This window comes from Paenibacillus sp. VCA1 (genome assembly GCF_031583795.1).
Classification (GTDB): Bacteria; Bacillota; Bacilli; order Paenibacillales; family Paenibacillaceae; genus Paenibacillus_AQ; species Paenibacillus_AQ albilobatus.
The window spans coordinates 19748-44185 of sequence record NZ_JAVLSX010000011.1 but is presented as its reverse complement, the minus strand read 5'-3'; the positions used below and the strand labels follow the sequence as shown (position 1 = coordinate 44185).

The window sequence follows — 24438 nt, the reverse complement described above, 5'->3', positions numbered from 1 at the left end:
CATCCGGTCTTTACGACCGGGACATGTTGGCTTCATTTTGTTCTGCTAATAAATTACTTCTCGGAGTTCCAGCGGTCGTATGCCCCTTGGTAAAGCTCTACGATACGGTCTGCGCCCATCTTTTTCAGCTGAGCGACGTATTTGTCCCAATTGGAAAGCGGCTCTTGTCCGGTCACGAACTTCGCTTCCATCTGCTGAACGTACGTATTGAGGTCGGACAGCAGCGCCGTTGCTTCGCTTTGCTCTTCATTCGTCAAGTACACGTTAGGGAACGGCGTTTTGCCGATCGGTACAAGCTTCTCTGCATTTTCCTTGTCGATCCACTTGTCGAAATCGCTCTTCAGACCATTGGTCAGCTCGGCGGAGTTCATGCCCGGCGTCAGAATGCCGTAGTTCGGCGTCATTGTGCCGCGGTATTCCTCGCGGTCTTTTCCTCCCGGAACCGGAAGCCATTCTTTTTCATGCGTTTCTTTGTTTTTGTATTTCCACAGCAGGTTCTCAGGGCCTTGGGCAAACAGCGTCGCGCCGTCATAGCCGTATTGGTAGTCGATCCAGCGCATGGTCGCTTCCGGAGCAGGGTTTTTGCTCGTAATCGCAAACGTGCCGTTGGCCGAAATGCCCGGATGCTTTCCGTATACCGGAGAACCTGGAATTTCGCTCTTCACCGGCGTCATGAGCGGGTTATCGCCGCTTGGTTCGCCTCCGAGCGTAAAGTATGGATAATAATCGTTAAATACGCCCAGCTGGTTGTTTTGGCCCTTCGCTTTTTTCTGTTCAGGCGTTTGCGAGAACGTCTCGTGGTCCAGAAGATCTTCTTTCCACAAGCGGTTCATGAATGTCAGGTAACCTTTGTAGCCTTCTTCTTGAGGCGTATAGTGAACTTTGCCGTCTTTATCCGCGTAAATCACTTCGTCATAGATGCCAAAGAAACCGAGGAAGTACATGCGCAAATCGTCAAGCTTTACGGAAGTCAGAGGGATTTCGTCCTTTTTGCCGTTGCCGTTCGGATCTTCGTTTTTCACGCGTTTGAGATACGTGTACAGCTCTTCCGTCGTTTTTGGCAGCTCGGTAACGTTTAGCGCTTTCAGGAACTTGCCGTTATACCACATCGGGCTGCGGTACCAGACGGCGGAAAGGTCGACGTTCGGAAGCGCATAGATATGTCCGTCCGGCGTCGTAAACGATTTGCGGATGTCCGGATGCTCGTCGAAGATTTTTTTGATGTTCGGCGCGTAACCTCCGTCGATGTACTTTTCCAAAGGAATCAGGACGCCCTGCGTTCCGTAGGTCACCTGTTCAGCAGGCTTCAGATCCGCTCCGTAAAATACGTCCGGCAAGTCGCCGCTCGCGAACACCAGGTTTTTCTTCGTCGCAAAGCTGTCGATCGGCGAAAGCTGATAATTGAATTTGATGTTCGTCAGTTTTTCCATCTCTTTAAGCACGGGCATTTGGTTCCAGTCCGCCACGCCGGCGTCCTGCGACATCATGGTCAGCGTAAGCTGCTTGTCCACGATCGGAAAACCGTCTTTTTTCACGCCTTCAGCCTGAGTCTGCGCCGAAGAGGATGCGCCTTCGCTGCCTTTGGACGATCCGCATGCTGCAAGCAAGGACGCGGAAAGGGTAAGGCAAAGTAAAATGGATGAAGCCTTGCGAATGTTTTTCATCTGTATAACTCCCCTTTTTAGTAGTTCGGGATTTTGCAAAATCCCCATTTAGCAAGATCAGCCCTTTACGGAACCAATCATAACACCTTGAACGAAATAACGCTGTAAGAACGGGTAAATTACAATGACTGGAAGCGTCGCCACGATGATGACCGCGTATTTGACCAGCGCCGCGATTTCGGCTTTGCTGTTCATCGCAGCGGCTGTCGAAGCGTCGATCGCCCCTCCGCCCTGGGCCGCCATCTCCTGCAAAACGAGAATTTGGCGCAAGACGAGCTGCAGCGGATATTTGGCGGAATCATTCAAATAAATGAGCGCCGAGAAGTAGCTGTTCCAGTTGCCGACGCCGTAAAACAACGCCATAACCGCGATAATCGGCATCGACAGCGGCAGAATGATTTTAACGAACAGCCGCATGTTGGTACAACCGTCGATTTGGGCCGCTTCCTGCAGCTCCTTCGGAATCGAGCTTTGGAAAAACGTGCGGGAAACGATGATGTTCCAAATCGATGCGGCAGACGGAATCACGATCGCCCACATGGAGTTGATCATGCCGAGCTGCTTGACGAGCAGGTAGGTCGGCACCAGACCGCCGCCAAAGAACATGGTCACCATAAACATGCCCATAAAGAAGTTGCGTCCGACGAAGTCCTTGCGGCTCAGCGCATACGCTGCAGGCAGCGTTACGATCAGGTTGATCGCGGTACCCACGACCGTGTACAAAATCGTATTGCCGTAGCCGATCCAAATGCTTGAATTTTCGAACACGCGCTTATAGCCGTCAAAGGTGATGCCTTTCGGCCACAGCCACATTTCCCCGGAGCCTACGAACTTCGGATTGCTGATCGATGCGCTGATCATGTAGACCAACGGATAAAAGACGATCAGGAAAGCCAGAAGCACGTAAATGTAGTTGCAAATTACAAAGATCTTGTCGCGTTTGGTTTCTTTTACGCCTGTTAACATCCGTGCCCCTCCTTTTCTACCACAAACTATTCTCGCTCGTCCGGCGCACAATCTGGTTCACGACGATCAGCATCACGCAGTTGATCACGGAGTTAAACAAGCCGATCGCTGTCGAGAAGCTATACTGCGCGTCCACGAGCCCGGAGCGGTACACGAACGTTGAAATGACGTCCGAAGATCCCATGTTCAGCGGGTTTTGCAGCAGGAGAATCTTTTCGAAGCCTACCCCCAGCAAGCTACCCATGTTCAAAATGAGCAGGATTGTCATCGTAGGGACCAGCGTCGGGATGTTAATATGGCGAATGCGCTGGAACCGCGAGGCCCCGTCGATGATCGCCGCTTCGTGAAGTCCCGGATCCACCCCGGAAAGCGCCGCGAGGTAAATGATCGTTCCCCAGCCCGCGCTCTGCCACACGCCGGACAATACATACATCGTTTTAAACCATCTCGGATCCGTCAAGAAGTCCGGTGATTTAAAGCCAAGCCCTTCAATGATGTGCGTCACGATCCCTGTCGATGGAGACAAGAAGGAAATAATCATCCCGGCCATGACCACGACGGAAATAAAATGCGGCGCATACGTTACCGTTTGAGCCAGTTTCTTGAAGAAACCGTTTCTCACTTCATTGAAAGCGAGCGCCAAAATAATCGGAATCGGAAATCCGATGGCGAGTTCGTACAAGCTGATGCTCAGTGTGTTCCATAACAAATCCCAAAAATAATAGGAATGGAAGAAGCGCTCGAAATGGTCGAAGCCGACCCACGGGCTTCCCGAAATCCCTTTTGTCGGAATGAAGTTTTTGAACGCGATCTGAATGCCGTACATCGGCCCGTAAGAGAAAATGAGAAAGTACAGAAACGCTGGCGCAATAAAGATGTACAATTCCCAGTTGGTTATGATTCTCTTCCAGACGCCCTTGCCGGTACCGGCCTTTCCCGGTTTCAACATTGCATTGCCCGGAACAGCAGCTTTTGTATCCTGCATAGGATCACCCCTTTCATATGATTTCTTTCTGTTTGTTTTCTCTAGAAGTTATGCAGGGTTGCTAGCGCTTACATGCTTAACGATAGACAAATGTCCAAGCATCGTAAATATGTCATTTTAGAAGCGGCGCAAACCCGCGCCACATCAGGGTTTTCGCCGTGTGACAATCGGGGGTGACAGGCAGACAATATGTCGTTTTTGCTTGCGGGAAAAGGCTTTCAGAACGACATCAAATATGACCAATCGACACTTTATGACAGCCTTTTCATAATCCCCGGTCGGTTTTTCCGCAAAGCTTGCAGCCCCCATAATAACGTTTTCGAATCAAAAGGGACACATGTAAAAAGACCCAAGGGAATCTCTCCCTTGAGTCTACTTTTTGGGTGATGCATCATCCGGATATTTAATCATTTCGAGCTTTACATCTCCATTGCCATACGTTTCATAAGAAGAAAAATAAATGCGGTCGACTTCGATCAAATTCCAGAGCATCTCATCCGCAATGGTTATTTTGAATGGCTTTGCGTTTTTATCGTATGGATTTTTCACGGTGATGGTGCTGCTCCCTTTTTCCCCGGTTTCTTTACCGATGACCTGGATATAAGAAACGGTGGACGAAACCTGATCATTGCATGAGGAGAAGCAAACGGCGAGAATACAAATCAGAATAAAACGAAGGGTTAGCCTCAAGGAATCACCCCATATCATCAAGATCTATGATAATAACATTAACTATATCCTCGCCTGAAGCAACCCTACAATGGATGAATGTTCGCAACCTTCATGGTTTATCCTAAAAAATACGCCATAAACTCTTCGTCATACAACCGTCCGTCCACGATCAATGCTTCTTTTTCCAGGCCGTAACCGACAAAACCCAATCCCTTATATAACGCCGACGCAGCCGTGTTGGCCGTCACCACCGACAGCTGGATCTGCCGCAGGCCTTCGATTTCTTGACCCCGGCGCAAAATTTCCGCCATGAGCTGTTTGGCGATGCCTTTGCCGCGATGAGCGGAAACGACGTACACTCCCCACACCATGCCTTTATGCCGGACCTTCCTGCCCGGTTCCCGGCGGAATCCGGCCATCCCGACAAGTTGGCCCTCTTCCGTAAACGCGCCAAGGATATAATTATCCGGTTCATTGTTTATTCTCAGTTCGACCTCATTCATCGGCGTATGCACTTGATCCTCATAGGAGGAGCCAAAGGCTTCGGGATGCGTTTTCAACGCTTCAAGCCGCAGCTTCCAGAACTCGGCCGCCTGCTCTCGTTGTATGTTTTGAATGTACATTAGGTGACGCTCCTCTCCCTTGGGAATCCCCAAGCAACCCATTCCGTTATTTCCTCCGCTGTTTTTTCGATAAAACGCCTCGCTTTGGTCTCTTGAAAATACATGGTTTCGATCTTCGGCTCATGACGCTCCTCTTCGAGCCATGCGAGTTTCATGTCCCTGTACCGGCTGACTTCGTCTTGCGTAAGGAACGGTTCAACCGCAAAAGCGCGCGCCTGCCGCAATTGGATGAGTGCATCCTGCGCCCACGGCTCCCGTTTCAGCAAATCGAACTCCAGCTGGCTGACCTCGCGGTTATACGTATCCCTGATCTTGTCGGGATCGCCTACATACTCCCGCTCAAAATCAGCGTAAAGCGTTTCGGTCCACCGGATATCCGTATAAATGTGCGCAAAATACCCCCAAACGAATGCCTTCCAATCCGGGTCCCGGTGTTGATCCAAATAGGAAACGCAGGCCTGCTGAAGCGTTTGAATGCTTGGAAACCGTCCTTCGTGGACCAGGTGGGTAACGCCCTTTTCCTTCCGGGTGACATGCTCCCGGGCATGAATCGCGTCGGGCGAAATGCTGCCTAACAAAAAAGCGGGCGAAGGACCGGGCTCGAATAATCTTTGGGCGACTGCAAAATGGACCATGGGCCATGGCATGGCATATCCCTCCTCGTGTTTTACGCTCCTTACCGCTCAATAATCCGCAGGCCCCGGTTTCCACCCGACCTGCTGGCTCCACCGGCTTGCTCTCCGCATGATCTCCCAAATCATCGGTTCTTTTTCTTCGACATACTTCTGCCGCTCATCCGGATACTCACTCATAAGCCTCCGCTTTTCCGCAACGTATAATTGCCCTTCCGACGGATGCTCCCGCAAATAATCCCGGAACAACAGCGCAAACTGCTCGCCGAAGCTTCCCTGCTCCCGGACATGGATGTGCACCCTTTTTTGGCCCGGCGACTCCCTAAAATACCGCTTGGTCCGCTCCTCGTTGTCCGCCTGGTGGATGAAACCGATCGCCTCCATTTGCGGTTTGTACAGCCCAATCGGCTCTAAAGAAGCCACCGAAACCTGAATGTCGATGATCGGCTTGGCCGCCAGCCCCTCCACCGAGGTCGAACCGATATGATCAACACGAAGGGGAATGTCTCCCAGCGCATGTTTGATGCGTGCTCCAAGCTCCGCGAACTCTCTTTTCCAGTCCGGGTCGTACGGGGCGAGATAATATGTGTTGTAAGGCATAAGGTTCTCCTTGGTGAATCCTTGTGATTTCCCTACAAATCCTTCTTAAAATAATAATGCTTGAATCCCCGCGGCGCGTCGTCGATGACGGCGATTTCGCGGTAACCGTGCTTTTTGTAAAACTCCGGTGCCTGGAAGCTGAACGTATTCAGCTTAATGAAGGTGCATCCCTTTTCCCGCGCAATCTTTTCCGCCTCCATCAGCAGCTTGGAGCCTTGTTCTTGCTTTCGATAGCGTGGATCCACCCATAAAATGTCGACCTCCAGCCAGTTCCAACACATGACGCTAAGCAGACCGGCAATAATATTCCCTTCGTCATCCTTCACATGCAGATTGATTTCCTCATAACGATTCTTTAGATCATCCGGCAGCTGGCCGGCATTAAATTCGATCAGTCTGTTTCTAACGTAGCTGCTTTCTTCTTTCGAACTTCTAGATATCATATTCGGCTCATTTCTCCTCTTCTATATGACCTTAAACCTCCGCTGTTTCCGAACGACCCATCAATTCCTCGACGGATACGGGATAAAGCGGCTTGCTGAGCTCCAAAATCGCTTTAGCGTAGTCCTGTATTTCTTTTTGGGCGTCATGCTCCAATCTTTGGTTCAAAAAATGGCATACCGATTGGAGCGAGGCCGTCCAATACCATCTCACGTACATGCCGTAGGAAGGCAAAAATAACCGCGCCTGCTCCGCGCAAACACCGTCCTGCAGCGCAGCTTCATATTTTTGAACGCCCAACTCGATATAATCGATCAATTCCTTCGTTAATTTTTGCCCCGCTTCATTCCCGAGTACAGCCCCGCTGCCCTGTTTGGAATTTTCCGGCTTGCTCCGCCATTGTTGTTCTCCCGGTATGTAAAATGTCGGTTCTTCCGTAATATATCGGCGGCTCGACTCGTTCCACGCCTCCAAGCTGTCGCCCGTTCCTTCGGCATGCGCGGAGCCTATAACGTATTTCCACCATTGCCTTGCCACCATCAGCGGTGCGAAAATTTCAAATTGCAGGATGACGTGCCGAAACGGCGAAGTGTGCCCCTCCCGGGCAAGAAACTTGATCAGCCGGATATCTTTATCGCTCAACTCCTTCGACTCTTTGGCGTAAGATACCCGCGCCGCGTTCACGACCGTCAAATCCGATCCCATATGGTTAACCAGCCGCACATAACCTTTATCCAAAACCTCGATCATCGACATCATCCATTTCCCCTTTTGCGTGGCTTTCGCTCTCAATATGTTTCGTTCCGTTAAAACCGTATTGCTGGATATTCCCTTCAGGATCCTCACTGTAGTAGTAATGTCTCGACGCTTCATCCTTAAATTGAACATCAACGGAGTAGTCGTTCATGCCATCGAATTTTACGGCTTTTATCGTTGTCATCGTATATTGGTCAGGAGAATATCCTTTTTGCTTTAAGTATTCGACCGTTCGCCGTTCCAACGATTCTTTTACAGCCGTATTCACTTTGATATAGTCGCTGTACAACCTTCCTGCACCAAAACCTACCAATAAGGATATGGCGATTGCCGCAAGTATCCCTATTTTATTCACTTTATTACCTCCGTTTCTTGGGCTCTCAATGTTCCAGTTCCGAACTATATCCCCATAAACCCGATAACGAGTTTAAAGTTTTTCCTATTCTTGGATGACAGCTTTAAACCTTCCTTCGAATCAAGTATGATGACCTTTTTTCCCATCCATAACCTGAAATAGACCGATTGCAGCTTAAAAGGTGCCGTAAAACCCCGAACTTCCCTCTCCGTGCCATCCGAATCCTCGAATTCCGTTCGTATAAACCATGTATTGCCGAATCCGATTTCCGTATATTTTTTCAAGCCGTTCACCTCAACATTGGAATGCGGTCTAATGTGCAATCGGCGTCGAGCCACTCGGGTTGCATCCATTGATATAATCGGTCTGAAATATGTAAACAAGCGGGCGAATCCAATGTCATTAGCCGCAAAGAATTCGCCCCGGTCCGCTCAGCTTTTTAGCATCAACTTCCGTTTTGTTTTACCCAATTGGGGATATGGTAGGCAAAATAAGTCGATATTTTCTTCGCCTCCGTCAGCACCAATCGGATGCCTTCTTCGTCTTGAAACCAATTATCCCGATTGATCCGAAGATCGTCCAGCATGACTTGAATGGTTACGCTTGGCGGAAATACCGTTTGATAAGTCATCAGCGCCCTTCTGGAAAAATAAGATTTGCATACCATAATGGCCCGCTTCACTTCGATATGGTTGTCTTGTATAACCTTCCAAGAGTTTCTGGCGTTATCAAACGTATTTTTGGCCTGGTTTTCCTTAAGAATGGAGTGCTCAGGGACGCCCATCGAGACGCCGATATCCCGAAAAAATTCCCACTCGGTCATCCCAAGCTTCATATTGTATCCACCCGACGGCAAAATATATGGCGCCATACCGGCAAGGTATAGTTCAGCTGCCATGCTCATCGGATCCGTGTGACTTCCCCCCGGCACCAAGATGATATCGGCCGGAAGAATGGGCTCTTCTTCGACAAAAACAAGATCCGTAAGACAATCAAAAGGATATTTCATGTCCAACACCTCCCGTTCACTCGGACGCTCTAGCAATCTAGTGTTAACTTCCAATATAACATATGACATCCGAAGCCGAAGTGTCGATACAGGAATCTATTATTAAAACCTAATGTGAAAAAATTGTCGTTTCAAATACTCCCGCCTCTCCAAGAAAATCATCGCGTGTTAAATCTTTTTCCCCTAGCACTAACCGGTAGTTCGTGATCGTTCCATCGTGAGAAATGATGATCACCCGCTTGGCGCGGTCAAGGCACCAATCCAATAGTTTCCCTGCGTATATTTCAAAAACGTTTTGATCCATTCGATTAATCCCTTCCGTCCAACAATCCAACCCCAAATCCAATACCTCGCATTCAGGATCAAACACCCGGACCTCTTCATTGGTGTAAATCTCATCACAGACAAGTGCCGGATAATCAGGATTTTGCGGAAACATGCGGGGACCAACGAGCGGAGTCACATAAATCTTTTGGGCTGGGCATAAAATTCGGGCCGTTTCGATCGTGCGCTTGGTTGGACTGACCAAAACGAGGTCTTCATCATATATCGGTAGCTGCTGCCGCAGGGTCTGTATTTGTGAAATTCCGCGACTCGTTAATCCCGGATGCAGCTTGTTTAACTGGTGAGGATAATCGATAAGATGCTCCCCATGGCCATGGCGGATAAAAACAATCTCCATGTAATCACCTCTCTGCTTAAAAGTTTCATCCATGTTCAAGTTTTCTTTTTTGCGCTGAATTCGATTTCGAAAAAAGGATGCTCCGGATCCGGACAAGAATCACCTTTAAACCCCAAACTTTCGTAAAAAGGAAGTCCTGCGGCGCTTGATTGCCACTGCAGCCATCTGACTTGCCTTGCATCGCACCAGCTTTTGACCGCCTGGAACAATTGGTGACCCACGCCTTTTCTCCGATGGCCGCCGCTAACGAATAGGTCATTTAATCTTGCCGTGCTGTGTCCGGTCCGAATATGCGGGCCATAATCGTGAACCCATGCATATCCCAGCACTTGATTTTCAAGCAACGCCACCGGAATATAATGATCTGCCAGCAATCTTTTTTCCAGCACTCTGCGAATAAACAATTCTTTATTCTGGTCTGAATGATCTTCAATGATCGGCCACATTCCGGGAACATCTTCGGGTTCTGCATGGCGGATGATGAGGTTCCTTGTTTGCAAACGAGTACGCCTCCTTTTTTTCTTCTCCTACTTGTGCCGCTCTATTCTGACATCACAAATATCGTTGAATCACTTGATCATCCCATACTTGTACTTCGATGTACCGTTCAGGTCCGTGGTTTCCCTCCTTATTCCATTCTTGCGGCCAACCGTATTGTTGTACCAATTTCGAAATTTCATTTTTCAGATAGAGCTGCCCTCGATAGGGCCTATCGTCCTTATACCTCATCGTAGGAAATAAATCCCCGTATGTGAAACTAATCGTTTTCGAATCAAATTCATTTATATGTATTTTGATTTCCTTAGGGGTCTGATACCATTCCTTTAGCCAGTTGCACTCCCCTAACGTCATATAGTGCGGATATGCTGTTTGTGGTTTCCCGCCTTTGTAGATAAATAATTTCCTTGCATGCTGTTCCAATTCCCGTCGAATGATCAAATAATCGTCCGATCGTTTACTTGCAAAAGACGTTCCTTCCATCTTGATCTTATCCATCACTGCAAAAGCTTCTTCCAGCGGTAATTGCGATAAATTCCTAAACGGCCCGTTTCCAGCTTCGTAATAATGGTATAAGAAACATTCATCCAACCGTATCATCTCTCCTTTAGAAGATATGAACCCGAATAAGCCCGGCTCCCAATTCGAGTCGAAGGGCCGATTCCCGACTTTAGAACAATGGCGGTTCAAGCGATAATCCCGGATAGTTTAAATATTGTTAATATTGTGTTCTGGGGCCGTTTATGCCATCATCCATCTTCCTTTTCTTCTAAGCCCTGAACTTATCCCACATCCGCTCAAAAAAACTTTCCCCTTGAATCATCCAATACCGTACACGTTCAGGCACAAGCTCATAAAAATCCTTATATGCCCCAATCCAACCGTCAGGTACGTAATCTTCAAAAGACATCGGCTCCGGAAAAAGCGAATAAAGCACCTTTCGGTCAAAATCCACATAGATCGTAGGCATAAATTCCAGCACGTCGTCATAACTCCCAAACGCGTCTTCCAGCTCGATTAGCATGCGTGCCAGGTCTCTTGTAGACACTTTATAGTCGTGTATTTTTTCAAAAAAACATTCTGCCGTCGTTTCGTCCAATATTTCAATGCCAAACCGTTCCTCCATCTCGGTATTGAGAAACCAATACTCCCGTTCGGTGATGTACCAGCTCCATTCCTTTCGAAAAACAACGCCAACGATCAAGATTTTTGCATATTCAGGTAAAAGCTTCATGTCGTTCTCCGTCGTTCCCCTTCCTGTCGACGATCCGTCCCGCCTCCGCCTAAAATGAAAAGACCTATTCCAAAATAAATTTCAGCACCTCGTCCGTATATTTCGAAGGCTCTTCGATTCTCGGAAAATGGCCGCTGTTTTCAAATACAATAGTACGCCCGTTGGGGGATAAATCCCGGAACGCACGCGTTTGTTCTTCGCAGCATATCGGATCATATTTTCCTGACAGAAGCAGTGAAGGATGTTCAACTTGCGGCAGCAGAGGCAGCAAACTCTCAAAAAACTTCCCTTCCTCCTGCAATCGGCGACCGTGCACATAACTCCTGCCCCACTGGTCTTCCGTCAGGTTGGTATTTTCGAATATGGCGTTGTATTCGCTTGGATCAATCCCATGAAAATAAACCTCATCCCGCCGGTTCCCCAAAAGATTGCCGATGCGGATCCAGGCTTCCCAAAGCTCGCTTGGCGAAAACGAGCCATCGATGTATTGAATGCACTCTTGGACTCGATCCGTTTGATTTTCTTGTTCAAACAGCGGCAGGGCGCGTCTGAACAACGATTTCATCGAAAGCGTCTGGTCAAACATCGGTGCTTCATACATGATCTTTTTGACCGCATCTGAATACTGGCTTGCATACATCAGCCCAATATATCCGCCAAAAGAATGTCCCAAAACGGACCAGCGTTCGATCCCTAACGTTCGTCGCAGCTCTTCACAATCTTCAATAATGTCTTGAATGCCGAACGAATCCCCCTCGTGGATCGGGTCGGACCGCAGCACTCCCCGCTGATCGATGGCGATCACCCGAATCGACGAAGACAACGCCAACGCCTGATGATACGTAAAATCGATACAGCTTGCGCCGGGGCCGCCGTGCAAATATAGCAATGTTTCTTTGCCGGCTTCACCGAACTCCTCGATGTAAATCCTTGTTCCGCGAACCGGTATAAGCTTGGTCATCGTTTTACCTCCGTTGCACATTCTTACCGCAATTCCTTATAGTACTGATCTACTTCCTCTAAAACGTCTTTCAGCATCTTCAGCGCCTTCATTGGATCCTGCGTCTCTAACCCGTGATTAGCCCCGTCTATGACAAGCATTCTGGCGCTCGAAATTTGGTTCCTCTCTATTTCCGTAAATACCGGATCATCGGTCCCGGTCACGACCAAACAATTATTTTCATGGATATATGGAATCGTACGGCTCAGCGGGGTCAGAAAAACATGCTTTACAGCGATACCCAATTTCTCGGCCAGCAAGCCGGCGATCAAGGTCCCTAAGCTTTTGCTCAAAAAGACGATTTGTTTGTATTGGGAGAGATCTATCGTTTGAAAGGCCCCTTCCAGATCGGAAACGATGTTATGGATCGATTCGTCATTGAATTCAGGTTTAAGGCGTGCGCTTTGGTAACCGTATTCAAGCGATAACACATCGAATCCATATTGGAAAGCCAATTTTCTCGGGTAGTGAAAAAGCGGCAGTTCGGTGCCGTATTGAGCGCCTGGAAATTCGACGACGAGCGTGGCAGCGCCCTCGGTTTCGAATTTTTTGAACATCGCCTGCGCATCCCATGAAGTAGGAAACTTCAATTCCTGGACTTTCATCTCGTTCATCCTTCCGAATCGTATTTTGTACTTAGCTTCAACCCATCATGATTTGGTACTAAACCTTTGAATGTATTTTTTTATATCTTTCCGGTACGTTTCTCTATAACTATGGTTCGTAAATTCGCCGATGGCTTTTCGCCAAAAAGATATGGCGGCAGTATTGTTTTCCATTTGAGCCACCGCCCAGTTGGCTTTAAACAAGGCAAATGCTTTTTGGGCAGCGGCAGAGCCAACCCCGGTTCTTCTGAATTTCGGCAAAACCATTAAATCATAAATGACGTGCGTCGGATCCGGATCCGTATCCAGATTTTCGAATAACACGACCAAGAAGCCGGCGATTTTTCCCGAGAGCATAATAAAATACGGATTCCATCTAGGATCCCCTTGCCAAAAATAATCGATATTCGCCTCAAATCTTCCATCTTCATTTAAGTCTTCTTCAGTATACGGGCTAAAATCATAATGATAGAATTGGTACAAATTCGATAAAAGAGGTTTCTCTGCATAGGCAACCGGGCGAAGTTCAACTTCCATGCTTTTCTCCTTAAGGGCTTGTATGTTATTCAAAAAGGAAGCTCCTTGCTCCTATATTCAATCCCTAGCTCCTCGTACCATTCATTTAGTCCCGTCCATAAATTTTCGCAGAGCCGGTACACATACCCTTTATCGATTAGATTTCCCTCCATGACACGGGTGACCAGTTCCACATATCCGCTCGGTTGCGACGCCATATGTAAAGACTCTTCAAACGTTCGCGCCCTGGTGCTGAAAAATTGTTTATTGGCTAATCCGATCAGCTTCGCTGTTTGCCAGGTCAAATCTTTGGCTCCCATAGGAATATAATTCAGGTTCCCGGACGCATAGTTGTTTCGGATTTTGCCCATCGTTTCGTATGGCTCCCAGATCATAAATTCCCTCATGACGGATCGAATGGCTTCCTGGGAAACCCGCATAGGCATTTGAGATAACTCTTCGAAAAAACGACCCGGATCGTATACCGGCAAAATGTTGATAAACACGCCCGCTTTAATCGCCCAGGAATCGTCCACTTCCGCAGCCTGCCTAGCGATTTCGCTTTTTTGCTTTGGACTGATTTCAATTTTGAATTTATCGTAAATGAATTCATGACCTTGGATCTGTACCCCATCTGCGGAAACCACATGCAGCTCGATATCCGAGAACGAACCTTCTTTTCCTAAAGCGGTAGAGCCATATATCCCGATGGCAAGGATATCGTCCCCGTATAAATCGAGCAGCCTGTTTTTGATCCGGTCTACGATTTGAAGCTTTTCTTCCCGGGAAGCCGGAAAAGGAAATGGCAGCATGGATTATCCCTCCTCTTGTTGGAAATTCATTTTAATGCCTCATTTCCCTTCAAAAATTTACTGTAAACTTCTTCCGCCAGTTCTAGCACTTTTATACGATGGCCGTCCCCTTCTAAGCGCATGACCATTTGACGCGCCGTCTCAAAATTCATGATCACTCTGCCCGTCGTTTCAAACCCCTCAGGCATCGTTGTGTATTCCTTTACTTTTGCGACCACAAAAACCGTGTACGTATCCGTATTTTCCCAATGCCAGGCTGCAATAGGGATCCGGTGTGCACCTAAAATAACTCCCGCTTCTTCAATCGCTTCGCGATCCAAGGCTTCATGAATCCCTTCATTTTGTTCCAATCTTCCGCCGATGGTGGTCAGAGCCTTTTCGTTGTGATCCCATACCATCACGACCATGCCGTCATCGGTAATGGGAACGCAGTGAATGCCGGCTATTCTTTTATCGACCGGATATTCGCTGATTGCTATGAACATGGATTCACCTGCTTTATCGTTTATCGTTATAACCGGATGCTTGCAGCTTAGTCTGTTTCCTTTTGCAACTAAGCTTCCAATAGCACCGGCCTAATCAGACGGAATAATTGATGCGAATCGACCTTTTCGTAATTCCACAGCATAATCACCCTTAAATCATTTGCAGGATCATGCCAAATTTCGGAGCGGAATCCCGGCGTGCCGCCGCCGATCAAACGAATATCAGGCTTCAAAAACCACCCGTACCCGTAACTCAAATTCGGATCAAATGACGTGGCATAATACGGCGTAAACATCTTATCCATCGTCTCCTGCTTCAGCAGTTCCCCGCCAAACAAAGCCCGGCACCATCGATCCAAATCGCGGACGGTTGAATAAAGCTCTCCCGGCGCATCGACATCGCTTAACTTATCATTGTCTGCATTGGTTATTTTTTCGTTCTCCAAAGCATGTCCGTATGCACGCCCGGGGTTGATGTTTCGCGGGTTATCCGCTCCGGTAGATTCCATGTGTAAAGGCGAAAAGAACCATGAGTCCAAAACTTCTTCATATGCCATCCCCGTCAATGCTTCCAAAATGTATCCGAGCATAATGAAACCGGTGCTGCTGTACGCCCATCGCTCACCCGGCTTGAATTGCTGCTCCAGCTGGAGCAAATAATCGATAAAATCCCGGTTTTCCGCCTTCCATCGGCCCATCTCCAAACGCAAATCGGGCACCCCGTAAATATCCTGCAGCCCGGAGGAATGACTCAATAAATGATGGATCGTGATGTCCGGATGAAGGCCCTTAAACTTCTCAACGTATGCTCCCGGATGTTGATCCAAATCGATTAGACCTTGCTCGTACAGCTTAAGCGTTGCGGCAGCAATAAACATTTTCGTGACGGAAGCAATGTGGAATTTGGTGTCGATCCGATTTGGAACGTTTAGCTGCATACTGGCATGGCCGTAGGATTTGCTGAACACTTCTTTGCCTTCTTTTGAAATGAATACGTTGCCGGATAAAACATGGTCCCGCCGGTAATGCTCGATGATTTCCTCGATTCGTTCGAACATCGTGATCACCTCATTGGTCATATTGGGAGGAGTAGTTCCCTGCACTTTTTGGAAAAATCCATTTCCTCATTCTGCTCCCCCTTTATTAGCTGCCTTCGTTACCCGCGGTTTTTTTCATCAAAATACCGACAATCGGCTGTTCGTTGTAGTCGAACATTTCTTTGAGGCCGTAGGGGATAAAGCCGTTTTTATGGTAAAACTTGAGTGCCGGCGTATTCGGGTTGTGGCAAATCAGGTGCAGTTCAGGCAAATGCAGCTCATCCCTAACGGTCTTAAGCATCGTATCGAGCAAAAACTTCCCGGCTCCCCGCCCCCGATAACTTGGGTTGATGATCACGTTCCCAAGCCAACAGCGGCTGTCGGCTTCCACATCATACAAATTGCAATAACCCGCAATCTTTTCTCCGTCCAAGATAACGGTGGGGTATAGTCTTTCCTTCGCTGTTTCTTCCAAATGTGACGGATCAAGCGGAAACGTCCCCCGCGGAAACATATAAAACTGTTCGTCTTGGTTTTGAGGAAAAGAGGCGATGATTTTAAAATCTTCTTTTAGGGCTCTGCGATAAGTAAACATGGCGCGCGATTCTCCTTTCCATGGCGTGGTTTTAATGCTTTTTGCTGTCTGAAGCCGACCGTATGGTCTTACTCCTTCATGCCGGAGATTATTTTGGATGCCTTGCGAAAACTGTCTTCGAACTCTTGCTCTTTGCCTTGGATGACGTTGAGCCGGCTACTCGGGAACTTCCATATACCCGGATACCCTCTCTTTTAATATCTCGATCAGTTCTTCGTCCATAAACTCAAAATCATCCGGAATGTTTAGGCAAATCAAGCGCTTGCTCGAGCATTCGCTTGAAAATCTCTCCCTTAGCCTTCGAACATGCTTTTTCTCCATGGCAAAAATGATATCGGCCCATCCAATATGACCCACGGTTACCTTAATTCTTGCTCCTTCTTCCGTTCCGGCTGAACGAACTTCATATCCGTTAACCCCATGGAAAATCTTCTCGGCGGTTAAACTCCGCCATTTATTGCGACTGCAAATAAAAAGTAGTTTAATGTGTGCCACCTGTTCCTTCATTGTTTTCTAAATTATAGCACTTTAGAGGTTTTTAAATGATAGGTTTATTCAGGCTAAATATCTTCCTCAGGGTATCATTTTAATTTTAAGTTGTTTTCTTTGATTAGAGTAATCTCCTCCTCACGCACAGCTATCAACTTTTACTATAAAAATACGGTCCGCACATCGATTCATGCGTGTGTACATACGTCCACGTAAAATTTTTATCAAACACATAAATGTCCTGCTCGGAATCAAAATCAGCTGAAACCACTTGATTCGCATGGCTGTACAGCCAAACGTCGGGCGAGTTCTGATACATGACATACAGTTCATCTTTGGCGGCTTCGTCAAACGCTTCCCTTGCCAGGCATCCTATTAAACACTCTTGCTTTTCATAACTGAATATATGCCATTTAAATTGGTTGTAGTAGATGGACTCCTTGACTTCTTGGCTGATGTTTTGCGCAAATGCGCGATCCCATGAATCGATGATTTTTTGGGAATCTTCAAGGATTTCCGAAATGAGCACGCCTTTGTCGGTTACATTTTTTCTGAACAAATAATTCTTATGAATGGATACAAGCGGCCAATAAACCTTCTCCAGCTCGCTTTCCGGTAACGCGTCTAAAATTTCATTAATTTTATTTCTAATCATAAAGGGCCTCCTTGGAGTTGAAATCTCCATGATTAAATCTGAAAATCAGCTTGATTCCGTCATTTTTGGTTTCGGCGATCTCCTCTTGGTAAAATCCGGCTGTATATTTGCGAATGGTCTTTCTCCAGAAAAGTTGTGCCCTTTTATTCGTTTCTTTAGGGTTCGTCTGCAATTCCCAAGCGCCTGGATGAAGCTTAAAAACTTGCGCTGCCGCTGCTTCCGCCACTCCCGTTCCTCGGAAGGACCTCAGAACAAAAAACTCATGCAAGTAATAATCGCTCCCGTGGGGCGTATATGGCGGCGCAGCCGCTAACGCAAATCCTGCCGGATGATCATTGACCCGAATAAGGTACGGGAAAAGCACGGATGGATCCGACCACCAAATATCAAAAACTTTATTTTGTTCATGCAAAGTGGAGGTATCATCTTCTTCAAAAACGCCGTATTTATTCGGTTTCCAATTCCATACCTCGGACAAGTCATGCAAATATAAAGGGTACATATTGTTAATGACAAATTTCGTATGTTCGTCCGTTAGTTCTACGATAACTTTCATTTTAGCCTCTCCATTCCGTCATGTAACGTATCAAATATTAAAAATGAAAACCCGGCCCTAGATACCTAAAGCCGGGGTGCGTGTTGAGCCGAGTCATCTTCCATAATCATACAACTCATTCGCGTTGCGTTCAGCCCTTTTTCTTAATCGGGCAATATATTTTCACTTCATTTCCGGGATCGTCATTTTCGATGATCGTCTGTTGATCATATCGTTCAAAATAATAGGAAACATCGTCGTACTCATAACCGTTTTCTCTAAGCCAATTTGTCGTAAAATTATACGCCGACTCCGTCCTGCTTGCCGGTCCTTTGTAATACGTAACGGAATACATTCTTGGAGGCATGTGGATATGCACCATTCCGTGCGGCAAACTCGCTAATGGTTTGACTTCGTAACAGCAATAAAAATCGACCGGCCCTTGGTTTCCTTTATAATTCGGGGGCGAAATGCCGTAAGTGATCTCTTGGTCCAAAATGTTTTGAATTTCGTTTCTTCTCCGAATTAATTCTTCAAATGCCAAATTTGTAGCTTCGCCCAGATTCGCCATGATACTGTGTGCTCTGATCCCCACAAAAGACGTCATTTCGTTGGTATGGACGATCTCCATTTTCATTCGTTTCACCTCTTATAAATAATGGCATTGCTTTGCAGAAATGCTCATTGACGACACTCCCTCACTGTTAAACAAACATTATGAGCTTTTTGGCTTCCAAGCCGTTAGTCCCTGCGGCTGCTTCTCGTGCCAACGCATCAATTCGTTGAAGTTTTGAATATTGTAATCCGTGACGGCTTCGTAAATTTGAATAGAGGGGATTTTAATGCCGTTTTTAATGGCTTCCTCTTTGAAGGCCAGAATTGTTTTTCTTTTTGCAACATCAAGCGCATTTTTCAGCGGTTCGACTAAATCTCTGGCGCACGGCCCCGGATGGTCATGAGCCAAAAGCCACATATCGATCTTCCAGACCTCCCCGTCATCATTTTTGTATCTGATCTGAAAATAAAGACCTTGATCCGGCCCATCCAAATGGTTCGAAAATCTTGCCTTGGTGACATTGGGATGTATCGCGAGATTTTTGAGCACTTCAAATCCGCTTGCTACATTTGGTTCGTCGCAGTAAATTTCCATATCGATATCCGGATTGACGACCAGATGATACGCTACCGCCCCGACCAAAATCGGGTCTCCCACCGTTTTCCACAAATCCGGCAGGTTTAAGTCCGCCATGATCCTGTGGGCCGTGTTTCTTTTTAATTCCGCACGTTCAAGAACGTCCATTTTCTTATACCTCTTTTTTATTGGAATGTCATATCCGTGTCTTTGTTGCGCAGGATGAGTTCAAGACTTCCCTGGGTTGAAAAACCATCAAAATGCACGTGGCCTTCATCGGTTTCAATCAACGACGTGCATATGCGTTCCGCTAATTTAAGCCCCAAGGTATTACAGCTGATCAGCACCAATTGGCCTTCGGATCGAATGGAGAACAAATCATAAATCCCCTCTTTACTGGTTTATTTCTCTCTGCTTTCCTCATAGACGCGAAGCCATTCCTTCCCGGAGGCCCACTGGGCATCAGGAGCTTGATCCTTTAACATGTCCTCACATGCTTTGGCGATGATCCATTCTCTTAGGCCGTTGTCTGCGCTTTCTTTTAATTCATTCATCAAATAATCCAATCCTTGATTACCGGTGTTTAGTATTTCGCTGTATCCTTCCAGGTTTGCGTTGATATAGTCAACAGGATTGCTTGAAGCTTGAATCTTGCCATTGGAAATGATCGCATCCAAATTTCGGTCAATGATCGAAAGAGATTGCTGCTTCGATGAATTTGGACTGCAGGCAGTAATCAAAGCGATTATATAAAGGGAAAGCAGAATGCGTTTCACGATGCCTCGCCTCCATTTTACAAGGTTCATGCGCTATTACTTCGAATCCGGCTCCGCATTCCTAGCTTTCAAATATGCCTCGATGATTTCTTCTTTCGCTCCCCTGGTTGTTTTCAAAGAATACCATACCCCTTCTTCAGGATACTGGTACACTTTATCATTTTTATTGCCAAATACAGTATATTTACGATTCCCGATGAGCGTCTGGTTTTCGTCCATTCCTTCAAAGCCGACCGATCCAGTTGAAAGCAACAATTCAATGCCGTTTGCAAAATAAACCGTACATGTGGGAGCCGTAAAATGATCGTCGTAGGCCATGATCTTTTGTACTTCCCATTCGGGAAAGTTAGGTGCGGTGCCGATCTTTAAAATACCCGGTATTTCAGTTACAGCGATCCATTTTCTCCATACATCCTCATTGATCGTCCGGTGCAAAATAAACCCCAACATCGTAATCAGCAGCAATACCATTGCCACAGAACTTAAAATTATTTTTTTCATCGCTTTCTTAGTCCCAATCCATAAAGGCCTGAACGGCTAACCTTTCCTTTCCGCAATCCGGGCAATTTAGCGCGGCATCCTCAGGGATATATTCTATAGGTTTTGGCGGCATGGGCGCCGAGCAGCGCGGGCAGGCATACCGATTGGTGTAAGAATCAGCGGCCGACTCCATATGTAAATAGATTGCATTTAATAGGTAACCGCAGGACTGGCATACATACAAACCGTCAAAGCAATCATAGGTCGATTCCTCTTCATGTTGAATAAACTCTGCGATTCGCTTTTTGCCCTCTTCTTCCTCGTACCATTCCTGAATGGTTCTCAAGCTACAGTATCTAAATCCGATGCCTAAAAATATCTCTTGCTTATATGAGCAACGCCCGCAGTTTAATTTGTATGCTTCACCCATGAACTCGCCTCCCAAGCTTTATGCAAACCGATCATACCAAAACCTTTCTTGCTTTAATAAATAGAAACAACGGAATTTTCATTCTTCGATGATACGTCTCCTGATTGTGAAAGTTCTTCTCCTGCGGTTTGGATTCCCTTAAACCTTCGATGACAAAACCCGCTTTTTGCAGCCCGACAAAATAATCCTCGATCGTGCGGTGGTACTTGATCACTTTTCCTCCCAGCCAATCCTGCTCCCGGGGGCCGGTATAAAAATATTGATCCACGATCCAGCTTTGCTTCAAACCTTCCGTTTTGACGGTTCCGTAGGATGAGGTGATCACGGGGTGTTCTACCGAAAAAATAAAGGCGCCTTCTTGCGCAAGCGTGTTGTAGACCTGATCAAAAAGGGCATCGATGTCGTTGATGTAATGTATAACAAGCCGAGAAACGACCATGTCATAAGAAGATGCAGGAAAATCCCAGGCCTCAATTGCGGTATGAATCACCTTCCCGTTGTTCCTCGTCATTATATCCTTTGAAAGTTCGAACATTTTCTTGGATCCTTCGATTCCCGTATAAGAGCTGGCCCCCAAATCCAAAAGTTCATTGCCAAATCCGGCGGTCCCGCAACCCAGGTCTAAGACGTCTTTATCTGTTACTTCGCCTAGTAGGTCCATAAAAACAGGTTTCTCAATCGTATCGTTTGCGTTTTCGTCCCATCGTCTTCGTTCAAGATATTTGGTGAGAAGCTGTTCGTCATCATAAAATTGCGATCCTTTGTAAACCATTGCGGGCTGCTCCCTCCTTTGCCTTCTGAATGATATTCCCGACATGCCGAATGTATTAGAAGCTTACCGAGGCATGAGCGTAATCGCTGCTTTTAATCCCGTCTTCATCAGCGGCCTTTGATTTAACGAATCCTGGCCACGATAACCATTGGCTTTTATTACCGTGATTTCCTCCTAAAAAACGCAAAAAATATTGAATGTTGGAATTATATTCGCTAAATGTCCTCCATTGACATAAAGGAGTACCATCATAAAATCGGGTTCGGACAAAGTACGGTTGCGGAGGATTGCTTTGCGCTCCGTTTCTTTTTATAATGCTGCGCCATTGTGATATACTGTTTATACGGTAAACATTTTTGAGGGAGACTTCTACGGACGACTAGGGGGTAGATTCTAATGAGTAATGACGATATGACACCCGAAGAAGCGGCGAAGATGCTTCCTGCCGGCGCGGCTCTCGGCTGGGGGTTGGTGAAGCCGCCGCAGCGGGGGCCCAAGCGAGAGATGAGCATCGACCTGATCGTGTCGAAGGCGGTTGAAATCGCAGACCAGGATGGCCTCGCCGCCGTCTCGATGAACCGGATCGCGTCGGCCCTCGGCTTCACGGCGATGTCTCTCTACCGCTATATCCCGAGTAAAGACGACCTGCTCATCCTTATGCAGGATGCGGTATGCGATATTCCGCTGCCTCCGGAGCGCCCCCCGCATGAATGGCGGGAGAGTATGCGTGAGTATGTGATGGGAACGGTCGCTGTTTTTCGGAACCATCCGTGGTACGGGGATATTCCGATCCTCGGCATTCCGATCACGCCTAACAATTTACGGATCGTCGAATGGGGGCTGCAGCCGCTGCGGGACATGCCCCTGGACGATTTTGAGAAAATGTCCATCGTGCTCCTGCTAAGCGGGTACGCCCGTTCCTGCGGACTACTCCAGCGGGATATCGATCGAGCCGTTCAGGCCGGATCAAGCGAGAAAGAGTTCAGCGGGCTCAATTATTCAGCGGTGCTTCGGGCGCTGATCAAGCCGGAACAATATCCGAACCTGCACCCGATCGTCATGTCCGGGGCTTATACGGGCGAAAACGAGGCTGAAAACACCGTAGGCGATGATCTGGAGTTCGGGTTAGAGCGGATGCTGGACGGGATCGAACAATATTTGAATCGGAAACTGAGCGGCGGCGCCAACGGATAATTTTGCCGCTCAACCAAAAAGGCTGCTTCCCAGGATGAGTCCTGGAAGCAGCCTTTTTTTATCTCATATGCGCTGATCTTAAGCAACGGTATGAACGGCCTTCTTCTGATCACGGAGCATTACGAGCGTAACTGCGGTGGCAAGCAGCAGGATGACGCCGGAGATGAGGCAGGTGGCATGCATGGCGGTGATAAAGGCTTCCCGGGAAACCTTCATGACCCGTGCCGCGGCATCCGCCGGTAAATGCAGGGCGGCGGCCGATGCCCCGGCAATGGTCTGGCCGGCTGCCCGGGCTGCGTCCGGCGCGAGCCCCGAAGGCAGGAAAGGGGTGACCGCATGGCGGTAGATGGCCGCAAGGACGCAGCCGAGAAGCGCGATGCCGAATGCGCCTCCGAGCTCGTTGGACGTTTCGATAAGACCGCCGACGGCTCCCGCACGGTCGGCCGGTGCGACGCCAATGACGTAATCGGTGACGAGGGTCATGACGGTGACGATTCCCGCTGCAACCAAGCTGGCGCCGACGAGCAGCACGGTCAGCGGCGAAAAGCCTTCCAGGCGGACCTGGGTCAGTACGCCGAATCCAACCGCCGACAGGAGAAAACCTCCGGCCATGACCCGCGGTCTTCCGTAGATTTGCGACAGTTTACCGGCAATAGGTGCCGCTGCCCCGACCACAACCGAAGGAGCTACGCTCCAGAGGGAAGCGACGAACGGAGAGTATCCAAGAACCGACTGAAGGAACTGGGTATTGATGAGCGAGCTGGCCATAAGGGTAAACGTAGCAATAAAGTTCACGAGAATCGAACCGCCGGTCCGCCGCTCCATCAACGCACGGATATCGAGCAGAGGATTGGAGATAATCAGCTGGCGCCGTACGAAAAGCACTCCGATGAGCAAACCTGCTGCGAGCAAAGCGGCGGGAAGGATCGCCCAACCCTCTTCCGCAAGCGTCTTAACACCGTAGGTCATGGGAAGGATCGCGGCGAGAGCAAGAATGGAGCTGAATAGATCAACCTTGACTTTGGCCTTGCTGCGGGACTCCGGCAGCAGAAACGGCGCAATGATGAGCAGCAGCGCCATCGCGGGGATGTTGATGAGGAACACGGATCCCCAGGAGAACGAATCCAGAAGCAAACCGCCGATAATCGGCCCCACGGTAACGCCGCCCGCCATGACGGCGCCCCAAATGGACATCGCCTTCGTCCGCTGCGCCGGGTCTTGGAACATCGTGCGCACCAGCGCCAGCGTCGACGGCATGAGAGTCGAACCCGCGATCCCCAGAATCCCCCGGGCCACGATCAGGGTTTCGGCCGACTGGGCGTACGCTGCGAACAAAGAACTAAGGGCGAATCCGACGGAACCGACCATCAGCAGGCGCCGGCGTCCGATCCGGTCGCCGACGGCGCCCATCGTCAGGAGCAAACCGGCGAGAATGAAGCCGTATATGTCGAAAATCCATAACTGTTCGGTGGCGGTCGGCAGTAAATCCGCGGCAATGGCAGGTGCTGCGAAAAACAGGACGGAAACGTCCATCGATACGACCATCAGCGGAAGACAAAGGATGCAAAGCGCGATCCACTCTTTGCGGCCAGCCGGTTTGGCCGCGGCAGGGGTTACAGTGTTCATTTAAAAACCCTCTCCTTATTGTTTATTGTATAAACAGTAACTGTTGGAAACAGTGTATTACATAAACTGTATATAGTCAACACAGATGTTCGAATTTATTTTTCAAGGAAGACGGTACTGCTTGCACTCATAACAAAAGAGGCGCAGCCTTATGGGCCGCGCCTCTTTTACTACAAATTATG

General features: G+C 48.0%; 35 protein-coding genes. 1 reads left to right on the top strand and 34 read right to left on the bottom strand.

Annotated features, from left to right (window positions below; translation table 11 throughout):
• Positions 1-53: 53 nt before the first annotated feature.
• The 33 genes from RJP21_RS23170 to RJP21_RS23010 form a co-directional block, all read right to left on the bottom strand.
• Positions 54-1664 carry a type 2 periplasmic-binding domain-containing protein gene (locus tag RJP21_RS23170; RefSeq protein ID WP_310861416.1) on the bottom strand — a complete coding sequence of 537 codons (1611 nt, stop codon included), beginning with the start codon at positions 1662-1664 and terminating at the stop codon, positions 54-56.
• 57 nt (positions 1665-1721) lie between these two features.
• Positions 1722-2630: a carbohydrate ABC transporter permease gene (locus RJP21_RS23165; protein ID WP_310861415.1), complete on the bottom strand. Its 909-nt coding sequence runs from the start codon at positions 2628-2630 to the stop codon at positions 1722-1724.
• Positions 2631-2646: 16 nt separating this feature from the next.
• Positions 2647-3579: an ABC transporter permease gene (locus RJP21_RS23160; protein WP_310861542.1), complete on the bottom strand. Its 933-nt coding sequence runs from the start codon at positions 3577-3579 to the stop codon at positions 2647-2649.
• Between the two features lie 408 nt (positions 3580-3987).
• On the bottom strand, positions 3988-4305 hold the full coding sequence (locus RJP21_RS23155) for a hypothetical protein (protein ID WP_310861414.1): 318 nt from the start codon (positions 4303-4305) through the stop codon (positions 3988-3990).
• 98 nt (positions 4306-4403) lie between these two features.
• Positions 4404-4910, bottom strand: a complete 507-nt coding sequence (locus RJP21_RS23150) for a GNAT family N-acetyltransferase (protein WP_310861413.1) — start codon at positions 4908-4910, stop codon at positions 4404-4406.
• Positions 4910-5557: a hypothetical protein gene (locus tag RJP21_RS23145; RefSeq protein WP_310861412.1), complete on the bottom strand. Its 648-nt coding sequence runs from the start codon at positions 5555-5557 to the stop codon at positions 4910-4912. The genes RJP21_RS23150 and RJP21_RS23145 overlap by 1 nt, the downstream gene beginning before the upstream one ends.
• A gap of 36 nt (positions 5558-5593) precedes the next feature.
• Complete coding sequence (locus RJP21_RS23140; protein ID WP_310861411.1) at positions 5594-6142, bottom strand: GrpB family protein; 549 nt, start codon at positions 6140-6142, stop codon at positions 5594-5596.
• Positions 6143-6174: 32 nt separating this feature from the next.
• Positions 6175-6585: a GNAT family N-acetyltransferase gene (locus RJP21_RS23135; protein WP_310861410.1), complete on the bottom strand. Its 411-nt coding sequence runs from the start codon at positions 6583-6585 to the stop codon at positions 6175-6177.
• A 31-nt stretch (positions 6586-6616) separates the two neighbouring features.
• Positions 6617-7339 (bottom strand): FAD-dependent thymidylate synthase, encoded by a 723-nt coding sequence (gene thyX / locus RJP21_RS23130; RefSeq protein WP_310861541.1) that lies wholly within the window; start codon positions 7337-7339, stop codon positions 6617-6619.
• The gene (locus RJP21_RS23125; protein ID WP_310861409.1) at positions 7314-7694 is read right to left on the bottom strand and encodes a hypothetical protein; all 381 of its coding nucleotides are present in this window, start codon (positions 7692-7694) and stop codon (positions 7314-7316) included. Before RJP21_RS23125 ends, thyX begins: the two co-directional genes overlap by 26 nt.
• Before the next feature lie 44 nt (positions 7695-7738).
• Positions 7739-8047 (bottom strand): DUF3977 family protein, encoded by a 309-nt coding sequence (locus RJP21_RS23120; protein ID WP_310861408.1) that lies wholly within the window; start codon positions 8045-8047, stop codon positions 7739-7741.
• Between the two features lie 92 nt (positions 8048-8139).
• On the bottom strand, positions 8140-8703 hold the full coding sequence (locus RJP21_RS23115; RefSeq protein ID WP_310861407.1) for a YdcF family protein: 564 nt from the start codon (positions 8701-8703) through the stop codon (positions 8140-8142).
• A 109-nt stretch (positions 8704-8812) separates the two neighbouring features.
• A complete protein-coding gene (locus RJP21_RS23110) occupies positions 8813-9385 on the bottom strand; it encodes a histidine phosphatase family protein (RefSeq protein WP_310861406.1) in 573 nt (190 codons plus the stop codon).
• 35 nt (positions 9386-9420) lie between these two features.
• Positions 9421-9885 carry a GNAT family N-acetyltransferase gene (locus RJP21_RS23105; RefSeq protein ID WP_310861405.1) on the bottom strand — a complete coding sequence of 155 codons (465 nt, stop codon included), beginning with the start codon at positions 9883-9885 and terminating at the stop codon, positions 9421-9423.
• Positions 9886-9937: 52 nt separating this feature from the next.
• Entirely contained in the window at positions 9938-10483 is a 546-nt protein-coding gene (locus RJP21_RS23100; RefSeq protein WP_310861404.1) for a hypothetical protein, read from the bottom strand.
• Positions 10484-10652: 169 nt separating this feature from the next.
• Positions 10653-11117 (bottom strand): hypothetical protein, encoded by a 465-nt coding sequence (locus RJP21_RS23095; RefSeq protein ID WP_310861403.1) that lies wholly within the window; start codon positions 11115-11117, stop codon positions 10653-10655.
• Between the two features lie 64 nt (positions 11118-11181).
• Positions 11182-12078 carry an alpha/beta fold hydrolase gene (locus tag RJP21_RS23090; protein ID WP_310861402.1) on the bottom strand — a complete coding sequence of 299 codons (897 nt, stop codon included), beginning with the start codon at positions 12076-12078 and terminating at the stop codon, positions 11182-11184.
• Between the two features lie 23 nt (positions 12079-12101).
• On the bottom strand, positions 12102-12722 hold the full coding sequence (locus tag RJP21_RS23085) for an alpha/beta fold hydrolase (protein ID WP_310861401.1): 621 nt from the start codon (positions 12720-12722) through the stop codon (positions 12102-12104).
• A 45-nt stretch (positions 12723-12767) separates the two neighbouring features.
• On the bottom strand, positions 12768-13292 hold the full coding sequence (locus RJP21_RS23080) for a GNAT family N-acetyltransferase (protein ID WP_310861400.1): 525 nt from the start codon (positions 13290-13292) through the stop codon (positions 12768-12770).
• Positions 13289-14050, bottom strand: coding sequence for a kanamycin nucleotidyltransferase C-terminal domain-containing protein (locus RJP21_RS23075; RefSeq protein WP_310861399.1), 762 nt, complete (start codon positions 14048-14050; stop codon positions 13289-13291). Before RJP21_RS23075 ends, RJP21_RS23080 begins: the two co-directional genes overlap by 4 nt.
• A 26-nt stretch (positions 14051-14076) precedes the next feature.
• Positions 14077-14535, bottom strand: coding sequence for an NUDIX hydrolase (locus RJP21_RS23070; RefSeq protein ID WP_310861398.1), 459 nt, complete (start codon positions 14533-14535; stop codon positions 14077-14079).
• A 68-nt stretch (positions 14536-14603) separates the two neighbouring features.
• Entirely contained in the window at positions 14604-15593 is a 990-nt protein-coding gene (locus RJP21_RS23065; protein WP_310861397.1) for a serine hydrolase domain-containing protein, read from the bottom strand.
• 85 nt (positions 15594-15678) lie between these two features.
• A complete protein-coding gene (locus RJP21_RS23060; protein ID WP_310861396.1) occupies positions 15679-16167 on the bottom strand; it encodes a GNAT family N-acetyltransferase in 489 nt (162 codons plus the stop codon).
• Positions 16168-16323: 156 nt separating this feature from the next.
• The gene (locus RJP21_RS23055) at positions 16324-16653 is read right to left on the bottom strand and encodes a low molecular weight protein tyrosine phosphatase family protein (protein ID WP_310861540.1); all 330 of its coding nucleotides are present in this window, start codon (positions 16651-16653) and stop codon (positions 16324-16326) included.
• Positions 16654-16807: 154 nt separating this feature from the next.
• Positions 16808-17311 (bottom strand): DUF4275 family protein, encoded by a 504-nt coding sequence (locus RJP21_RS23050; protein WP_310861395.1) that lies wholly within the window; start codon positions 17309-17311, stop codon positions 16808-16810.
• Complete coding sequence (locus RJP21_RS23045) at positions 17304-17867, bottom strand: GNAT family N-acetyltransferase (RefSeq protein WP_310861394.1); 564 nt, start codon at positions 17865-17867, stop codon at positions 17304-17306. Before RJP21_RS23045 ends, RJP21_RS23050 begins: the two co-directional genes overlap by 8 nt.
• A gap of 130 nt (positions 17868-17997) precedes the next feature.
• Complete coding sequence (locus tag RJP21_RS23040) at positions 17998-18483, bottom strand: GyrI-like domain-containing protein (protein ID WP_310861393.1); 486 nt, start codon at positions 18481-18483, stop codon at positions 17998-18000.
• A gap of 78 nt (positions 18484-18561) precedes the next feature.
• A complete protein-coding gene (locus tag RJP21_RS23035; RefSeq protein WP_310861392.1) occupies positions 18562-19059 on the bottom strand; it encodes a hypothetical protein in 498 nt (165 codons plus the stop codon).
• Between the two features lie 104 nt (positions 19060-19163).
• The gene (locus RJP21_RS23030) at positions 19164-19355 is read right to left on the bottom strand and encodes a hypothetical protein (RefSeq protein ID WP_310861391.1); all 192 of its coding nucleotides are present in this window, start codon (positions 19353-19355) and stop codon (positions 19164-19166) included.
• A 24-nt stretch (positions 19356-19379) separates the two neighbouring features.
• A complete protein-coding gene (locus tag RJP21_RS23025) occupies positions 19380-19754 on the bottom strand; it encodes a putative periplasmic lipoprotein (protein ID WP_310861390.1) in 375 nt (124 codons plus the stop codon).
• A gap of 36 nt (positions 19755-19790) precedes the next feature.
• A complete protein-coding gene (locus RJP21_RS23020) occupies positions 19791-20255 on the bottom strand; it encodes a hypothetical protein (protein WP_310861389.1) in 465 nt (154 codons plus the stop codon).
• A gap of 7 nt (positions 20256-20262) precedes the next feature.
• The gene (locus RJP21_RS23015) at positions 20263-20664 is read right to left on the bottom strand and encodes a hypothetical protein (protein WP_310861388.1); all 402 of its coding nucleotides are present in this window, start codon (positions 20662-20664) and stop codon (positions 20263-20265) included.
• 31 nt (positions 20665-20695) lie between these two features.
• Positions 20696-21436: a class I SAM-dependent methyltransferase gene (locus tag RJP21_RS23010; protein ID WP_310861387.1), complete on the bottom strand. Its 741-nt coding sequence runs from the start codon at positions 21434-21436 to the stop codon at positions 20696-20698.
• 396 nt (positions 21437-21832) lie between these two features.
• On the opposite strand from RJP21_RS23010, the gene RJP21_RS23005 reads away from it, so the two are divergent.
• Positions 21833-22630: a TetR/AcrR family transcriptional regulator gene (locus tag RJP21_RS23005; RefSeq protein ID WP_310861386.1), complete on the top strand. Its 798-nt coding sequence runs from the start codon at positions 21833-21835 to the stop codon at positions 22628-22630.
• Positions 22631-22708: 78 nt separating this feature from the next.
• Here RJP21_RS23005 and RJP21_RS23000 read toward each other — a convergent pair whose 3' ends face one another.
• Positions 22709-24256: an MFS transporter gene (locus tag RJP21_RS23000; RefSeq protein WP_310861385.1), complete on the bottom strand. Its 1548-nt coding sequence runs from the start codon at positions 24254-24256 to the stop codon at positions 22709-22711.
• Positions 24257-24438 lie beyond the last annotated feature (182 nt).

Excerpts from the sequence above, each read along its gene's own strand:
- RJP21_RS23170 (WP_310861416.1), bottom strand. The coding sequence starts at position 1,664 with ATGAAAAACATTCGCAAGGCTTCATCCATTTTACTTTGCCTTACCCTT.
- RJP21_RS23165 (WP_310861415.1), bottom strand. The coding sequence starts at position 2,630 with ATGTTAACAGGCGTAAAAGAAACCAAACGCGACAAGATCTTTGTAATT.
- RJP21_RS23160 (WP_310861542.1), bottom strand. The coding sequence starts at position 3,579 with ATGTTGAAACCGGGAAAGGCCGGTACCGGCAAGGGCGTCTGGAAGAGA.
- RJP21_RS23150 (WP_310861413.1), bottom strand. The coding sequence starts at position 4,910 with ATGTACATTCAAAACATACAACGAGAGCAGGCGGCCGAGTTCTGGAAG.
- RJP21_RS23145 (WP_310861412.1), bottom strand. The coding sequence starts at position 5,557 with ATGCCATGGCCCATGGTCCATTTTGCAGTCGCCCAAAGATTATTCGAG.
- RJP21_RS23140 (WP_310861411.1), bottom strand. The coding sequence starts at position 6,142 with ATGCCTTACAACACATATTATCTCGCCCCGTACGACCCGGACTGGAAA.
- RJP21_RS23135 (WP_310861410.1), bottom strand. The coding sequence starts at position 6,585 with ATGATATCTAGAAGTTCGAAAGAAGAAAGCAGCTACGTTAGAAACAGA.
- thyX (WP_310861541.1), bottom strand. The coding sequence starts at position 7,339 with ATGTCGATGATCGAGGTTTTGGATAAAGGTTATGTGCGGCTGGTTAAC.
- RJP21_RS23120 (WP_310861408.1), bottom strand. The coding sequence starts at position 8,047 with ATGGATGCAACCCGAGTGGCTCGACGCCGATTGCACATTAGACCGCAT.
- RJP21_RS23115 (WP_310861407.1), bottom strand. The coding sequence starts at position 8,703 with ATGAAATATCCTTTTGATTGTCTTACGGATCTTGTTTTTGTCGAAGAA.
- RJP21_RS23110 (WP_310861406.1), bottom strand. The coding sequence starts at position 9,385 with ATGGAGATTGTTTTTATCCGCCATGGCCATGGGGAGCATCTTATCGAT.
- RJP21_RS23100 (WP_310861404.1), bottom strand. The coding sequence starts at position 10,483 with ATGATACGGTTGGATGAATGTTTCTTATACCATTATTACGAAGCTGGA.
- RJP21_RS23095 (WP_310861403.1), bottom strand. The coding sequence starts at position 11,117 with ATGAAGCTTTTACCTGAATATGCAAAAATCTTGATCGTTGGCGTTGTT.
- RJP21_RS23090 (WP_310861402.1), bottom strand. The coding sequence starts at position 12,078 with ATGACCAAGCTTATACCGGTTCGCGGAACAAGGATTTACATCGAGGAG.
- RJP21_RS23085 (WP_310861401.1), bottom strand. The coding sequence starts at position 12,722 with ATGAAAGTCCAGGAATTGAAGTTTCCTACTTCATGGGATGCGCAGGCG.
- RJP21_RS23075 (WP_310861399.1), bottom strand. The coding sequence starts at position 14,050 with ATGCTGCCATTTCCTTTTCCGGCTTCCCGGGAAGAAAAGCTTCAAATC.
- RJP21_RS23070 (WP_310861398.1), bottom strand. The coding sequence starts at position 14,535 with ATGTTCATAGCAATCAGCGAATATCCGGTCGATAAAAGAATAGCCGGC.
- RJP21_RS23065 (WP_310861397.1), bottom strand. The coding sequence starts at position 15,593 with ATGTTCGAACGAATCGAGGAAATCATCGAGCATTACCGGCGGGACCAT.
- RJP21_RS23060 (WP_310861396.1), bottom strand. The coding sequence starts at position 16,167 with ATGTTTACTTATCGCAGAGCCCTAAAAGAAGATTTTAAAATCATCGCC.
- RJP21_RS23050 (WP_310861395.1), bottom strand. The coding sequence starts at position 17,311 with ATGATTAGAAATAAAATTAATGAAATTTTAGACGCGTTACCGGAAAGC.
- RJP21_RS23045 (WP_310861394.1), bottom strand. The coding sequence starts at position 17,867 with ATGAAAGTTATCGTAGAACTAACGGACGAACATACGAAATTTGTCATT.
- RJP21_RS23040 (WP_310861393.1), bottom strand. The coding sequence starts at position 18,483 with ATGAAAATGGAGATCGTCCATACCAACGAAATGACGTCTTTTGTGGGG.
- RJP21_RS23020 (WP_310861389.1), bottom strand. The coding sequence starts at position 20,255 with ATGAAAAAAATAATTTTAAGTTCTGTGGCAATGGTATTGCTGCTGATT.
- RJP21_RS23015 (WP_310861388.1), bottom strand. The coding sequence starts at position 20,664 with ATGGGTGAAGCATACAAATTAAACTGCGGGCGTTGCTCATATAAGCAA.
- RJP21_RS23010 (WP_310861387.1), bottom strand. The coding sequence starts at position 21,436 with ATGGTTTACAAAGGATCGCAATTTTATGATGACGAACAGCTTCTCACC.
- RJP21_RS23005 (WP_310861386.1), top strand. The coding sequence starts at position 21,833 with ATGAGTAATGACGATATGACACCCGAAGAAGCGGCGAAGATGCTTCCT.
- RJP21_RS23000 (WP_310861385.1), bottom strand. The coding sequence starts at position 24,256 with ATGAACACTGTAACCCCTGCCGCGGCCAAACCGGCTGGCCGCAAAGAG.